Genomic DNA, 14,966 nt, shown 5'->3' with positions numbered 1-14,966 from the left:
CCCGGGCCAACCAGTGGGCGCACCGCCTGCTGGAACTGGGCGTCGGCCCGGACGTGCTGGTGGGCGTGGCGGTTGAACGGTCGCTGGAAATGGTCATCGGTTTGCTGGCGGTGCTCAAGGCCGGTGGCGCCTATGTGCCGCTGGACCCGGAATACCCGCAGGATCGCCTGGGCTACATGATCGAAGACAGCGGCCTCAAGCTGCTGCTGAGCCAGGCTCATCTGGCCTTGCCAATCCCGGCTCACGTGCAGGCGTTGGACCTGGGCCAGGCCCTGAGCGGCTACAGCAGCGCAAACCCACAGGTAACGCTGGACCCGGAAAACCTCGCCTATGCGATCTACACCTCCGGCTCCACCGGCAAGCCCAAGGGCGTGATGGTGCGCCATGGCGCGCTGACCAACTTCATTGTCAGCATGGCCGCCGCGCCGGGGATCGGTGCGCAGGATCGCCTGCTGTCGCTGACCACGTTCTCTTTCGACATCTTCGGCCTGGAGCTGTACACACCGTTGATGGTCGGCGGGCGTGTGGTCCTGGCCAGCCAGGACACCCAGCGCGATCCCGAGCTGATCCTGCAACAGGTGCAAGCGCAGGGCATCACGCTGCTGCAAGCCACGCCGTCGACCTGGCGCATGCTGCTGGAAAGCCCTAACGCAGGTGCCCTGGCGGGTCGTCGCTTCCTGTGCGGCGGTGAAGCGCTGGCCGATGAACTGGCCGTGCGCATGACGGCCCTGGGGGCGCAAACCTGGAACCTCTATGGCCCGACCGAAACCACCATCTGGTCGGCCTTGCAGCCGTTGAGCAGCGAACACAGCCACCCATACCTGGGCAAGGCGATCCACAACACCTCGCTGTACATCCTTGGTGAAGACCTGGCGGCCAACCCAGTGGGGGTGGCTGGCGAGTTGCTGATCGGTGGCGATGGCCTGGCGCGGGGTTATTTCGAACGTCCGGCACTGACCGCCGAGCGCTTCCTGCCCAACCCGTATGGCGAGCCGGGCGGGCGTTTCTACCGTACTGGCGACCTGGCGCGGTATCGCGCGGACGGGGTGATCGACTACATCAGCCGGATCGACCATCAGGTGAAGATCCGCGGTTTCCGTATCGAACTGGGTGAGATCGAAGCGCGCTTGCTGGAGCAGGTCAGTGTCGTCGAGGCTGTGGTGGTTGCCGTTCCCGGCCCCACCGGGCCGCGCCTGGTAGGTTATGTGGTGCCTCAGGACCGCTTGTTGCTGGCGGCCGAACAGTCGCGCCAGGCGGATTTCGTCAGCCAGTTGAGCGAGCAATTGAGCATCCACCTGGCCGACTACATGGTGCCATCCTCCCTGGTACTGCTTGAGCGTATGCCGTTGACCCCCAACGGCAAGCTGGACCGCAAGGCGCTGCCAGTGCCGGATCAGGCACTGGCCCAACAGGCTTTCGTCGCGCCGGGCAGTGAGGTCGAACGTATCCTGGCTGATATCTGGCAAGACGTGCTGGGGCTCCGTCAGGTCGGGGTAACGGATAACTTCTTTGCCTTGGGTGGCGACTCCATCAGCTCGATCCAGGTAGTCAGCCGTGCCCGTCAGGCCGGCCTTGAGTTGAGCCCAAGGGATATTTTCCAGCACCGTAGCATCGAGGTCCTGGCCCGGCATATCCGTTGGGCGGTACCGGCGGTTGCTGCTGATAACACACTCAGCGAACAACCGTTGCATGGGCTCAACGATGAGCAGTTGCACAGCCTGGGGCTGCCTTTGGCGCGGGTCGAGCATCTGTATCCCTTGTCGCCAATGCAGCAGGGTATGTTGTTCCTGGGTCTGAACGCGCCAGATGCCGAGCTCTACATCAACCAGTTGAGCATTGCGGTGCAGGGCCTGGATGTGGAGCGCTTCAAACGCGCCTGGGGCGCGGCCTGCGAGCGCCATGCCATATTGCGCACCGGCTTTGTCTGGCAAGGCCTGGAGCAACCGCTGCAATTTGTCATGGACAGTCTTGAGTTGCCATTGGTCGAGTTGGACCTGCAAGGTGCCCACGACTTGCCCCAACGCCTGGAGCAACTGGCCCGCGATGAGCGTGAGCGCGGGTTCGATCTGGAGCGCCCGCCGTTGCAGCGCATTGTCCTGGCCCGTCTGGGTGCGGACAGCTACCAGATGGTCTGGACCTATCACCACTTGCTGATCGACGGCTGGAGCGTGTCGCAACTGTTGGGCGAAATCTTGCAGCACTACTCGGGCGTAGCGTTGCCGGAGCCTGTGGCTTATCGCAATTACATCGCGTGGCTGCGCCAGCAAGACCCGCAGGCCAGCCAGGCGTTCTGGAGCCAGCAGTTGGTACGCCTGGACGAGCCGACCTACCTGGCCAATGCGTTTGCAGGCAAGCAGCGCGGCCAAGGCCATCATGCGCTTTACAGCCGGCTGGGTGAGGCTGCGACCGAGCGTTTGAAGGGGTTTGCGCAAACCCAGCACGTCACGCTCAATACCCTGGTGCAAGCCGCTTGGCTGATGTTGCTCAGTCGCTACAGTGGCCAGAGCAGCGTGGCTTTCGGCGCCACTGTCGCCGGGCGTCCTGCGCAACTGGCCGATTCCGAACGCATGCTGGGGTTGTTCATCAACACCTTGCCCGTGATTCAAGTGATCGACCCGTCGCGTCAACTGGGGGACTGGTTACGCGACATTCAGGATTACAACCTGCAACTGCGTGAGCGCGAATACACGCCGTTGTCCGATGTTCAGCGCTGGGCCGGGCAGAGTGGCCAGGCCTTGTTCGACAGCATTATCGTGTTCGAAAACCATCCGGTCGATCAGGCCCTCAACGCGGTCAACGATCCACTGCTGCGCTTTGGCGATACCGGCAGTTATGGACGCACTAACATTCCGATGGACCTGATGGTGACGCTTGAGGACGGCTTGGTCATCGAGTACATGTATTTGCAGGAGCATTTCGACGAAGCCTCGGTACAGAGCATTCGCCGCAACATGGAAGGGCTGCTGGAACAACTGGCCAGCAATGCGCATCAGCCTTTGGGCAATATCGGTCTGCCTGAGGCTCTGGCTGGTGAGGTGCAGCCAGCCGAGCCTGAATTCGATGGCCTGTATGTTCACCAGCGCATTGCCCAGTATGCCGCTCGTACACCGCAGCAGCCCGCGGTGCTGTTTGGTCAGACGGTGTATTCCTACGCCGAACTGGACGCAGCCGCCAACCGCCTGGCTCACCTCTTGGTCGCCGAAGGCGTGGGGCCGGAAGTGCGAGTGGGCGTGGCCATGCCACGCGGCCAGTCGTTGATCGTGGCCTTGCTTGCCGTGTTTAAAGCCGGTGGCGCTTATGTGCCGCTGGACACCGGCTATCCAAAGGACCGTCTGACCTACTTGATGGAAGACTCAGGGATTGCCTTGCTGCTTACCGACACCTCGTTGCGCGAGACATTACCGGCGTTGGCGCACGTGCGCGTGCTGGAACTCGATCAATTGGACCTCGCTGACCAGCCCGTGACAGACCCACAGGTGCGGTTGCAAGCGCAAAACCTGGCCTACGTGATCTACACCTCGGGATCCACCGGCCTGCCCAAAGGCGTGGCAGTGGCACATGGTCCGCTGGCCATGCATTGCCGGGCGATTGGCGAGCGTTACACCATGAGCCCTGAGGACTGCGAATTGCTGTTTATGTCCTTTGCCTTCGACGGTGCCCATGAGCGTTGGCTGACCACGCTGACTCACGGTGGGCGCCTGCTGATTCGCGATGACAACCTGTGGACGCCGGAACAGACCTTTGAGGCCTTGCACCAGCATGGCGTAACAGTCGCGGCGTTCCCGCCGGTTTATCTGCAACAGTTGGCCGAGCACGCCGAGCGTGAAGGTAACCCGCCGGCGGTGCGTATCTACTGCTTTGGTGGTGATGCGGTACCGCAAGCCAGCCTGGCGCTGGCGCAACGCGCCTTGCAGCCCCAGTTCATCATTAACGGCTACGGCCCGACCGAAACCGTGGTCACTCCGTTGATCTGGAAGGCGGGGCCAGACGACACCTGCGGCGCGGCTTACGCGCCGATTGGCAGCAAGGTCGGTGCGCGCAGCACCTATGTACTGGACAGCGACCTGAACCCATTGCCCAAAGGCGCTGCGGGTGAGTTGTACCTGGGCGGCTATGGCATGGCCCGGGGTTACCTGGACCGTGCGGGGCTGACGGCCGAGCGTTTTGTCCTCGATCCGTTCAGCCTCGACGGTGGGCGCTTGTACCGCACCGGTGACCTAGTGCGCGAACGCCAGGATGGCGTCTTCGATTATCTGGGGCGTATCGACAATCAGGTGAAAATCCGTGGCTTTCGTATCGAACTGGGCGAAATCGAATCGCGCCTCAAGGGCTGTGCCGGGGTGCGGGATGCCGTGGTGGTCGCCCGCGAGGGTGGCAGCGGCAAGCAATTGGTCGGGTATGTGGTGGCCCAGGACAGTGGCGTTGACAGCGGCTGGTGCGACCGCCTGCGCGAACAACTGAGAGGCGAGTTGCCGGACTACATGGTGCCCGCGCACTTGATGGTGCTGGAGCGTATGCCGTTGACCCCCAATGGCAAGCTCGACCGCAAAGGCCTGCCAGACCCTGATGTCAATCAACAGCAGCGCGGTTATGTAGCACCGCGTACCGAGTTGGAGAAAGCCCTGGCGCAGATCTGGCAGACCGTGCTTAAGGTCGAGAAGGTCGGGCTGGGCGACAACTTCTTCGAGCTGGGTGGTGATTCGATCCTAAGCCTGCAAGTCGTGGCCAAGGCGCGCGCGCTGAAGGTGCATGGCTTCAGTCTGAAACTGCGTGACCTGATGCAAAAACCGACGATTGGCGAACTGACCGGCAGTGGTGAAGCACCGGCGCTTGCGGCAAAACCTGTGTCGATACTGACGATGAATCAAGGTGAGACTGAGCTGGCCCCCTTGTTCTGTGTACACGCAGGGTTTGGCACGGTATTCGATTACGAGCCCGTAGCGCGGCTGTTAGCCGGGCGCCGCTCGGTGCAGGCGATTCAGTGCCGGATGCTGCTTGACGCCAACTGGCAGGACTCGTCGCTGGAGCGCATGGCCGTGGATTACGTCGATGACCTGCGCGCCCGACAACCCCATGGGCCATACCATTTGCTGGGCTGGTCCCTGGGCGGGACGCTGGCGATATTGATGACGGCAGAGCTGGAGCGTCAGGGCCAGCAGGTCGAGTTCCTTGGTCTGATGGACAGTTTCGTTCCGGGCACCGAGCCTGCTGGCGAGATGGATGACGGCCTGGAGGATCTGCACTCGTTTATCCAGGTGATGATGCCTGGCGTGCAGGCGATACTGCCGGTCACCCTGGATGAAACCCCGGCGGGCTTGCGTCAACTGTTCGCTGGCTTGCTGGCGCAGCAGACGGTCGCTGTGGGCTCGCTGTCCCAGGTGTTGGGGGCGGATGAGCTGGGGCATATCTTCAGCGTGGCTCGGCGTCTCAAGCGTTTGTCCCTGGCGCTGACCCGTTGCCCGCAGATTCAGGCAGCACCTCATTGCTGGTGGGCCGCAGGCCATGAAGCGGCTGCCCAGGCACTAGGCCTGCAACTGGGCCAGGACGCTGCCGGGCCGAGCTTGCCTTGCGGGCACTTCGAAGTCCCTCGCAATTCACGTTTCCTTGAAAGCCTGGATCAGGCACTTACCCGGTTGCTGACCCCCATCAGCGCTTGAACCTGAACCTGGCCGGGCGAATCGCCCGGCCAGCATGGAGTTGTTTCATGTCGTTAAACCCTGATATTGCTGCATTTCTTGAACTGGTCGGTGCCGGTCGTGACAGCGGCAAGCGCACGGCCATGCATCAGTTGACCCCACAAGCCGCTCGTGAACAGTTTGATCAATCCTCCCAGTTGATGATGGCTGACTGCGAGGAGCTGCCACGGGTTGAAACCCTGTCGATTGCGGTACGTGATGGCAACCGCCTGGAGGCGCGTTTGTACAGCGCTACGCCGCCAGGCTCGACCCGTGCCGCACTGTTGTATTTTCATGGTGGTGGCTATGTGGTTGGCAGTCTCGACTCACACGATGCGCTGTGCCGCTCGTTGGCGGCCCGGGCCGGTTGTGTGGTGATTTCCGTGGGTTATCGACTGGCTCCGGAGTGGGTGTTTCCCACGGCGGTTCACGATGCACAGGATGCATGGCACTGGTTGGTACAGGAGGCTGGTGCCCTGGGTATCGATCCGGCGCGTCTGGCCGTAGCTGGCGACAGTGTTGGCGCCAGCCTGGCCACGGTGCTTTGCAACCAGTTGGCGGCTGATGGGCGCCAGGTCCAGCCGTGCTTGCAGGTGTTGATCTATCCGGTGACCGATGCGAGCCGCCCGACCGCTTCGTTGGAGCGTTATGGCTCGGGTTATCTGTTGGAGAAGGACACGTTGAGCTGGTTCTACCAGCATTACGCTGGCGAGCACAGTGATCGTCTGGACCCGCGTTTTTCACCGCTATTGGCGCAGGTTGCGCCTAACGTGGCGCCGGTGTTGCTGGCGGTGGCTGAGTGCGATCCGTTGCACGACGAAGGGGTGGCGTATGGCGCCCATTTGAAACAGGCCGGCGTGGCGGTTGATGTAAAGGTTTATGCGGGTATGACCCATGACTTTATGCGTATGGGGGCGATTATCGACGAGGCTGAAGAGGCTCTGGAGTGGATCGCCGAATCGTTACGGGTGGCTTTCGCGCGCCACTGATTGAGTACGGGACTCCCTGGCAGGAGCCGGCAAGCCGGCGCCTACAGTGCCTGCCAGCCGCCTCCCAGTGCCTTGTACAGGGCAATGCTTGCCCCCAGTCGCGCCTGACGCAGTTGCACATTCAGGTCCTGGGCGGCATACAGTGTGCGCTGGGTCTCCAAGACCGTCAGCAAGTCTTCTGCGCCGGCCTCATAGCGGCTCTGGGCGATGCGAAAAGCGGTGAGCGCCTCACTCAATTCCTCGTGCTGCCACTGGCGCTGTTCGTCCAGCCGGCGAATGCTGCTCAGGGCTTTTTCCACGTCGGCGAAGCCATTGATGATCGCTGTGCGATAGGTGTGCAGCAGCTCATCCTGGCGCGCAGTGGCCTTGTCGCGTCCGGCGCTGAGGCGGCCATTGTTGAAAATCGGCGCGATCAGCCCGCCCGCGAGGTTGTAGAACGGGTTGCGCAACATATCGGCCGCCCGGTTGGCACCAGAGCCAAGGTTGGCGGTCAGGGTGAGGGTGGGCAGCATGGCGGCGCGGGCGACGATGATGTCGGCCTGGGCAGCAGCCAGTTGTGCCTCGGCACTGGCAACGTCCGGGCGGCGGCTGAGCAGGTCGCTGGGCACTCCGGCGGTAATGCTTGGCCAGCGCAGTTGGTCAAAGGGTTGATCTGTGAACCGCAGGGTCTGCACGGGTTGGCCGAGCAGGGCCGCCAGACTGATTCGGGTTTCTTCGGCGCGTTGGCGCACTTGCGGCAGTTGCCGTTGCTGTGCGGCCACCAGGCTCTTTTGCTGCGCCAGCTCCAGGAGGGTGGCAGAGCCGGCGTCATGGCGGGTCTGTACCAGTTTGAGGACGCTCTGTGCATTGCCCAGGTTCAATTCGGCGATGCGTTGTTGTTCATGCAACGCCAGTAATTGGGTGTAGGCCATGGCGACGCCACTGAGCAGGGTCAGTTCTACCGTGGCGCGATCGAATTCGCTGGCGCGCACTGCCAGCTCCGCACTGTCGCGTGCGGCACGCTTGCCGCCCCAGAAGTCGATTTCGTAGGTGGCGGTGAGGTTCGCGCTGAAGGAGTCCACTGTGTCTTTGTTGCTATTGCTATCTTGTTGGCTATTGCCCGTGCCGCGCAGCTGTTTCTGCCGGCTGGCGTTGAGTCCACCCTTGAGCTCGGGCAGCAGTGGTGCGCCGGCGACAACGGCGTCGGCCTGGGCCTGGCGTACTCGGGCCACGGCACTAGCCAGGTCATGGCTCCCGCTACGGGCCTGTTCGATCAGTTGGTTGAGTTGCGGGCTGGCGAAGGCCGTCCACCATTGCCGGTTGATGTGCAGGGCGTTGGCCTGGCTTGCCGTGTCCCAGGTGGCAGGTACTTGCAGGCCGCTGTCCGGCCGCTGCGCCGGGCTGCTGCACGCGGCCAGCAGCAGGCTGGCGGCGATGAGGGTCAAGTGCGCTTTCATAGGGCGATCATTCACTGGTAAGGGCCGTGACCGGGTCGAGCCGGGCTGCTTTGCGGGCCGGCATAAAGCCGAAGATGACGCCGGTGACCAGCGCGCAAGCGAAGGCGCCGAGGGCGGCGGGCAAGGAGAAAGCGACGGCCACACTGCTGAGGATCAGCCCGCCGCCGACCAGCAGGGCAAGGCCGATCCCGGCCACCCCGCCGACCACTGTGAGCATCACCGCTTCGGTGAGGAACTGACGCAGGATGTCCCGCTGCCGCGCACCGGTGGCCATGCGGATGCCGATTTCCCGGGTGCGTTCGCGTACGGTCATCAGCATGATATTCATCACGCCGATGCCGCCCACCAGCAGCGAGATGGCGGCAATCGAGCCGAGCATCAGCGACAGGGTGTTCTGGGTTCGTGCTTCGGCCTGGATCATTGCAGCGTTGTTGGTCAGTTCAAAATCACGCTTGCCGTTGTGCAGGCGCAGCAGCAGCTGGTCGATGGCTTTTTCGGCCTCGTGTACCTTGCGCGCATCGGCGGCGGCAATCACCACGTACTCGGGGTTGTAGCTGCCAAACAGGCGAATACTCGCAGCGGAGTAGGGGATGGCGACACGGTCGTCGCTGTCCTTGTCGCCGGAGCTGGCACCTTTTTCGGCGAGCACGCCGATCACCTGGAAGGGCACGTTTTCGATCAGGATGTACTGGCCGATGGGGCTGGGCAGATCCTTGAACAGCTTGTCGCGCACCCGCTTGCCAATCACCGCGACGGTCGCGGCGGCGCGTTCGTCCGCTTCGGTGAAGTAGCTGCCCTCGACCACCGGCCAATTGAAAATCGCCGGGAAGTTGGTGTCGTTGCCGCCGACATAGGCCATGTGGTCGACATTGCCGAAACGCACCCCGGCCTCCGCGCCATTGACCGGCATGATGCGCTTGACCTGGGGCAGGGCGGCCATGGCGGTGACGTCGTTCATGGTGATAATGCCGGGCGGTGTGCGCGGGTTGGGCGCCGAGCCGCTGACGTAGAGAATGTTCGAGCCAAAGGCGCCCATCTGCGCCATGACCTGGCGTTTGCTGCCTTCGCCCACGGCGAGCATTACCACCACCGAGGCCACGCCGATAATGATCCCCAGCAGGGTCAGGGCCGTGCGGAAGCGGTTGATCCACATGACCCGCCAGGCCGCTTGCACCGCGTCCAGCAGTTCGGCTTTCCAGGCGCCATTGTGCTCGGCGCCGTCGGCCAGGCGTTGGCGCAGGTCTACCGCTTGCAGGGCCTTGGGGTTGGCTTCCGTGGCTGGCTGGTTGCCGGGGTTCGGGGTGTCGCTGATGATCAGGCCGTCGCGGATCTCGATGATGCGCTTGGCCCTGGCTGCCACTTCGCGGTCGTGGGTGATCAGGATCACCACGTGACCCTGGCTGGCCAATTCGTCGAGCAGGGTCATGACCTCGGCGCCGCTATGGCTGTCGAGGGCGCCGGTGGGTTCGTCGGCAAGAATGATATGCCCGCCATTCATCAGGGCGCGGGCAATCGACACCCGTTGCTGCTGGCCCCCAGACAGTTGGTGCGGACGGTTGCCGGTGCGCTCGGCCAGCCCCAGCCGGGTAAGCAGGGCGGCGGCGCGGGCGTGGCGTTCGGCGGCCGGCGTACCGGCATAGATTGCCGGCATCTCGACGTTTTCCTGGGCCGAGCCGGACGGGATCAGGTGATAGCCCTGGAACACAAAGCCAAAGGCCTCGCGGCGTAGCCAGGCCAGTTCGTCGGTGTCCAGTTGGGCGACGTTCTCCCCGGCGAACAGGTATTGGCCGACGGTAGGGCGGTCGAGGCAACCGAGGATGTTCATCAAGGTCGACTTGCCGGAGCCGGAGGCTCCGACAATCGCCACGAATTCTCCGGCATGGATCGACAGGTCGATCCCGCGCAGCACGTCGACCTGGGGCGCATCACCGCCACCGTAGGATTTGCGGATGTCCCGAAGTTCGATCAGCGGCGTCAACATTCAGCCTCCGCTGCTTTGGGCGGGGCCGATCAGCAGGTGATCGCCTTCGTTGAGGCCGTCGAGGATCTGGATGCGCAGGCGGTCACTGATACCGACCCGCACCTCACGGTCCTCGATGCTGCCGTCCTTGGCCACCACGCGGGCCAGTTGCATGTCGGGGCGGGTGCCGCCTTGCAGGGCTGCGACCGGCGCGGTCAGGGTATCGGTGGCGCGGCTGGCGACGAAAAACACCTGGGCGGTCATTTCCGCCATCAACGCGTTATCGGCATTGTCGACATCCAGCAGCACGGTGTAGAGCACCACGCGACCGCTGCCACTCTTGCTCGAACTGCTGGGGCTGCCACCGCCCTGGCTGGTTTCGTTCAGCGGCTTGGGAGGCACCGGCAGGATCTGGCGCACGGTACTGGTCCAGCGCCGTGCGCCACCGCTCAGGGTGGTGAAATACGCCTGCATGCCGGGTTTGACATGGCCGATATCGGCTTCCGAGACTTCCGCCCAGACGGTCATGGGCGACAGGTTGGCGATCCGCAGGATCAGCGGTGTCTGTTGCTGGCTGTTGAGGGTCTGGCCTTCGCGGGCATCCACGGCCACCACCGTGCCGGAAATCGGCGCATAGATGCGCGTGTAGCCAAGCTCGGCCTGGTCGACCCGCAAGCTGGCCTGGGCCTGGCTGATCTGGGCCTTGAACATGTCGATGCGCGCTTGGGTCGCATCCAGTTCGGCCTGGGCGGTCTGTACGTCTTCATCGCGGGTGGCGCCACCGGCGGCCAGTCGCTGCTGGCGCTGGTACTTTTGCCGCGCCAGGCGGTTTTGCGCGTGCTGCTCTTGCAGTTGTGCCTGCAGGTTGGCGACGGAGTAGCGGGTGGCGTCGAGTTTGGCTTGTTGGGTGGCGGGGTCTATCTCCACCAGCAGGTCGCCTTCCTTGACCTGGGCGCCGGCTTCAACGTGAATCTTGCGGATCTGCCCGGATGCCTGGGCGCCGACATCGACATAGCGTCGTGGCTGCAGTGTGCCGAGGGCGGTCACGCTGCTTTCGATATCGCCCCGGTGTACTTGCAGGGTGGCAAATTTATCCCGGCCGGGCGGGATCAGTTGCCAGGCGGCGAAGGCGGCCACCGGGATCAGGCAAAGTGCTACCAGCAGAGCGCGCCGGGTGTGTCGGGGACGGTTCATGCACGGGTTCCAGCCAGGAAAGTTCGGACCGCACAAGCGTCTGCTGGGGGGGCAGAGGCGGGTGCAGGAAGCTGTCAGGTAAACGAGGTATTTGCCCAGAAATTTAAGCGCTTACATATGCCGTTACAGCTAGGCGAAAGGCCAGTATCTGCTCACCCAGGCACGCCTTATGTAAATCTACATGAGAATTACTATAAATTAGACAGCCTCAAACTGCCATCATTGCATTGTCAGGGCAGCCGGCTCCGCGCATGCGGGGGTGAATCCTGTGCACGCCTTAAATTTTTTTTCACTGTCCTCGTTTCCTATCAACACAGGGCCTGTTGTTCAGCAGGCCGCCCAGGCTTTCCGCCCCACTGCCACGGGGCTTATCCAGAGGACACTGGAATGACACAGGCAATTGCATCGCCCGCGGTTCACGACCTGATCGGTATTGGTTTCGGTCCTTCGAACCTGGCGCTGGCCATCGCCCTGCAAGAGCGCGAGAAAGCCCAGGGCAAGCTCGATGTGCTGTTTCTCGACAAACAGGCCGACTACCGTTGGCACGGCAATACCCTGGTGAGCCAGAGTGAATTGCAGATTTCATTCCTCAAGGACCTGGTGACCCTGCGCAACCCCACCAGCCCTTATTCGTTCGTCAACTATCTCAAGGCCCACGGGCGCCTGGTGGACTTTATCAACCTGGGCACGTTCTACCCGTGCCGCATGGAGTACAACGACTACCTGCGCTGGGTCGCCGGGCAATTTACCGAGCAAAGCCGCTATGGTGAGGAAGTGCTGGCCATCGAGCCGATCCTGCATCAGCAGCAGGTCGAGGCACTGCGGGTGATCTCCCGCGATGCCCAGGGCGAGCAGCTGGTGCGCACCGCGCGCTCGGTGGTGGTCAGTGCCGGTGGTACGCCACGGATTCCCGAAGCGTTCAAGGCGCTCAAGGATGACGGCCGGGTGTTCCACCATTCCCAGTACCTGGCGCGCATGGCCCAGCAGCCGTGCGTGGAGGGTAAGCCGATGCGCATTGCGATCATCGGCGGAGGGCAGAGCGCGGCCGAGGCGTTTATTGATCTGAATGACAGCTTCCCCTCGGTGCAGGTGGATATCATTCTGCGCGGCTCGGCCCTCAAGCCGGCCGATGACAGCCCGTTCGTCAATGAAGTGTTCTCCCCGGAATTCACTGACCTGGTGTTCCAACAGCCCAGCAGCGAGCGCGAACGCCTGGTCAACGAGTACCACAACACCAACTATTCGGTGGTGGACCTGGACCTGATCGAGCGTATCTACGGGATCTTCTACCGCCAGAAAGTCTCCGGCATCGCCCGTCACGCATTCCGCACCCTGACCACCGTGGAAAAAGCCAGCGCCGGGCCCCTGGGCATCGAGTTGGTAGTACGCCATAACGCCACGGGTGAAACCGTGATCAACCACTACGACGCCGTCGTGTTGGCCACCGGTTATGAGCGCCAGATGCATCGCCAGTTGCTGGCGCCGCTCGAAGCCTATATGGGTGACTTTGAAGTGAGCCGCGACTACCGCGTGGTCACCGACGAGCGCTGCAAGGCGGGCATCTACATGCAGGGCTTCAGCCAGGCCAGCCATGGCTTGAGCGATACGTTGCTGTCGATCCTGCCGATTCGCGCCGATGAGATTGCCGCGTCGCTGCATGAACATGATCGACGCCTGGGCCAGGGGCGCTCGGTGCGTGATTTGTTGCTGGCAACCGCGAGCTGATACTGGCGACCGATCGCTCCCGCGCCTGCGGGGGCGATTGCTGGCTGAACCTTGGCTGAAGAACTTGCCGATTCGCCGTCCTGTCACTTTCCTCCCTCAGACTGCGGGCGTAAGCTGCGCCGGTTTTCATCCATAGCGCAGACTTTCGTGAACAGACTTTCGAGTGACAGTTGTCGACCAGGCTTGGCCAGCTGACGCGCATCTCCATGCCGTTGCCTCGCCGATAAAGCGAGAAGCGGTATTTCGGTGGCGAACCATTCTGGTTCCTGCCTTATCCCCCTTTTTTCGACGCGGATCCTGCGGGCAGACAAAGGGAGATTCATCATGCAAGCCCTCAATAACATCAATCTTGATTCCTTGATCGACACCGTGGTCAGCCTCAGCGCGGCCTTTATTCTGGGTGGACTGATCGGCTTTGAGCGTCAGTTCCGCCAGCGCACGGCGGGGCTGCGCACCAACGTGCTGGTGGCAGTGGGGGCGGCGATCTTTGTCGACATGGCCAACCGCCTGGCGGGGGCCGAAGGTGCCGTACGGGTGGTGGCGTACGTGGTATCCGGCATTGGCTTTCTCGGCGCCGGGGTGATCATGCGCGAGGAGGGCAATGTACGCGGGCTCAATACCGCAGCCACACTGTGGACTTCTGCCGCCGTGGGTGCGTGTGCCGGTGCCGACCTGATCCTCGAAGCGTTCCTGGGCACGATGTTTGTGCTGGCGGCCAATACGTTGCTGCGACCGATCGTCAACAACATCAACCGCCAACCCCTGGACGTGGTGTCCGCCGAGGTCACCAATATCCTCTATGTGATCACCCGGCGTACCCAGCAGCAGGCCGTGATGGCCTTATTGGAGTCGGAGCTGGCGCGTTGCAACTACCCGGCCAGCGATGTCGACGTACGGCCCTTTGGCAGTGAAGAAGTGGAGATCGAGGCCACGCTGGCGGCCAACTCGGTCGATGGTGACGAACTGGATGCCCTGGTGGCGCGGGTCTCCCAATCGGCGCTGGTGGTGCAGGCCTTCTGGAGTCCTAGCACCACCGATTGATGACCCCTTGCCTGGCCCCAAAAAAGCCGCCTCCCGTCCAGGGTGGCGGCTTTTTTTTGCTGTATTTGACTATGACTTTGCGAGGAATAATCCTACATACATGCCGGATTTTCCCTTCGGTCGAAACATCATTGCGTTGTTAATGTTGCGCCGTTGCACCTAACCAAAGTCCGTTGAAACGTTCTGTGTAGATTGTGCCGTTTGTCCGAACTGGTACTTCTCACAGGTACAGGGGTTTCGTGTGATGTGTAAGGGTATTGGTGCCTCTTGGCCGCCAATGAAGCAACTAACTAGTCGTGGTGTCTTCCCAGGGAGTCGCATGAGCAAAGCGTTAATCGTGGATGATCATCCGTTCATTCGAGCAACCGTTAAATACCTGTTGCGCCAGGAGGGCTTCGAGACGATTTTCGAGGCCGCCAATGGTGCCGATGCCTTACAGATTGCCAGGGAGGAGCGACCCGATCTGGTCATTCTGGACTTGGCGATGCCCAAACTGGGCGGGCTGGAGGTCATCAGCCGGATCAAGGCATTGGGCCTGCCCTGCAAAATCCTGGTGCTGACCTCCTATCTGGCGGTGTTCTTCTCGACGCGCTGCATGCGCGCCGGAGCGATGGGGTTTGTCGCGAAAACCGGTGAGCTGGATGAGCTGCAAAAAGCCATCAAGGCCGTCATGTCCAACTACAGTTGCTTCCCCAGTCTGCCGACCAGTTCGGTGCGCAAGGACGACTTGCAGACCACGGAACAGCAACTGGTAGAAGCGCTTTCCGACCGCGAACTGATGGTCCTGCAAAAGCTGGCACTGGGCCTGGGCAACAATGAAATCGCCAAGGACATGCTGTTGAGTCACAAGACCATCAGTACTTACAAGACCCGGTTAAAGGAGAAGCTGCGCATGTCTTCGGTGGTGCACTTATCCAAGTTCGCCCAGCGCAATCATTTGATCTGA

8 protein-coding genes are annotated in these 14,966 nt (G+C 62.2%); 5 read left to right on the top strand and 3 right to left on the bottom strand.

Annotated features, from left to right (window positions below):
- Together BFQ03_RS27625 and BFQ03_RS27620 are read left to right on the top strand one after the other, a co-directional pair.
- A partial coding sequence (locus tag BFQ03_RS27625) for a non-ribosomal peptide synthetase (protein ID WP_139115752.1) occupies positions 1–5,657 on the top strand: 5,657 nt, incomplete at its 5' end.
- Positions 5,658–5,704: 47 nt separating this feature from the next.
- Positions 5,705–6,664: an alpha/beta hydrolase gene (locus BFQ03_RS27620; protein WP_032857539.1), complete on the top strand. Its 960-nt coding sequence runs from the start codon at positions 5,705–5,707 to the stop codon at positions 6,662–6,664.
- Between the two features lie 41 nt (positions 6,665–6,705).
- Here the strand turns inward: BFQ03_RS27620 and BFQ03_RS27615 are convergent, their stop codons facing one another.
- From BFQ03_RS27615 to BFQ03_RS27605, 3 genes are read right to left on the bottom strand one after another with little or no spacing between them, the layout of a single operon-like run.
- Positions 6,706–8,100: an efflux transporter outer membrane subunit gene (locus tag BFQ03_RS27615; RefSeq protein WP_065944445.1), complete on the bottom strand. Its 1,395-nt coding sequence runs from the start codon at positions 8,098–8,100 to the stop codon at positions 6,706–6,708.
- 7 nt (positions 8,101–8,107) lie between these two features.
- Complete coding sequence (locus BFQ03_RS27610) at positions 8,108–10,081, bottom strand: MacB family efflux pump subunit (RefSeq protein ID WP_032857534.1); 1,974 nt, start codon at positions 10,079–10,081, stop codon at positions 8,108–8,110.
- Positions 10,082–11,254, bottom strand: a complete 1,173-nt coding sequence (locus tag BFQ03_RS27605; RefSeq protein ID WP_032857532.1) for an efflux RND transporter periplasmic adaptor subunit — start codon at positions 11,252–11,254, stop codon at positions 10,082–10,084.
- Positions 11,255–11,641: 387 nt separating this feature from the next.
- Between BFQ03_RS27605 and BFQ03_RS27600 the strand changes: the two genes are divergently transcribed.
- The 3 genes from BFQ03_RS27600 to BFQ03_RS27585 all read left to right on the top strand — a co-directional run bounded on the left by BFQ03_RS27600 (position 11,642) and on the right by BFQ03_RS27585 (position 14,966).
- Positions 11,642–12,979 carry a lysine N(6)-hydroxylase/L-ornithine N(5)-oxygenase family protein gene (locus BFQ03_RS27600; protein ID WP_032857530.1) on the top strand — a complete coding sequence of 446 codons (1,338 nt, stop codon included), beginning with the start codon at positions 11,642–11,644 and terminating at the stop codon, positions 12,977–12,979.
- 324 nt (positions 12,980–13,303) lie between these two features.
- Complete coding sequence (locus tag BFQ03_RS27590; protein ID WP_032857526.1) at positions 13,304–14,020, top strand: MgtC/SapB family protein; 717 nt, start codon at positions 13,304–13,306, stop codon at positions 14,018–14,020.
- Positions 14,021–14,339: 319 nt separating this feature from the next.
- Positions 14,340–14,966, top strand: coding sequence for a response regulator transcription factor (locus tag BFQ03_RS27585; RefSeq protein ID WP_032857524.1), 627 nt, complete (start codon positions 14,340–14,342; stop codon positions 14,964–14,966).

The sequence above is a fragment of the Pseudomonas sp. 25 R 14 genome (assembly GCF_900004755.1).
In the GTDB taxonomy this organism is placed as follows: domain Bacteria; phylum Pseudomonadota; class Gammaproteobacteria; order Pseudomonadales; family Pseudomonadaceae; genus Aquipseudomonas; species Aquipseudomonas brenneri.
Note: the sequence above shows the minus strand (reverse complement) of the source record. Positions and strands in the feature narration are given on the sequence as shown.

Bases quoted from the DNA above. Each gene is read 5' to 3' on its own strand.
- BFQ03_RS27610 (WP_032857534.1), bottom strand. From the start codon at position 10,081: ATGTTGACGCCGCTGATCGAACTTCGGGACATCCGCAAATCCTACGGT.
- BFQ03_RS27605 (WP_032857532.1), bottom strand. From the start codon at position 11,254: ATGAACCGTCCCCGACACACCCGGCGCGCTCTGCTGGTAGCACTTTGC.
- BFQ03_RS27615 (WP_065944445.1), bottom strand. From the start codon at position 8,100: ATGAAAGCGCACTTGACCCTCATCGCCGCCAGCCTGCTGCTGGCCGCG.
- BFQ03_RS27620 (WP_032857539.1), top strand. From the start codon at position 5,705: ATGTCGTTAAACCCTGATATTGCTGCATTTCTTGAACTGGTCGGTGCC.
- BFQ03_RS27590 (WP_032857526.1), top strand. From the start codon at position 13,304: ATGCAAGCCCTCAATAACATCAATCTTGATTCCTTGATCGACACCGTG.
- BFQ03_RS27585 (WP_032857524.1), top strand. From the start codon at position 14,340: ATGAGCAAAGCGTTAATCGTGGATGATCATCCGTTCATTCGAGCAACC.
- BFQ03_RS27600 (WP_032857530.1), top strand. From the start codon at position 11,642: ATGACACAGGCAATTGCATCGCCCGCGGTTCACGACCTGATCGGTATT.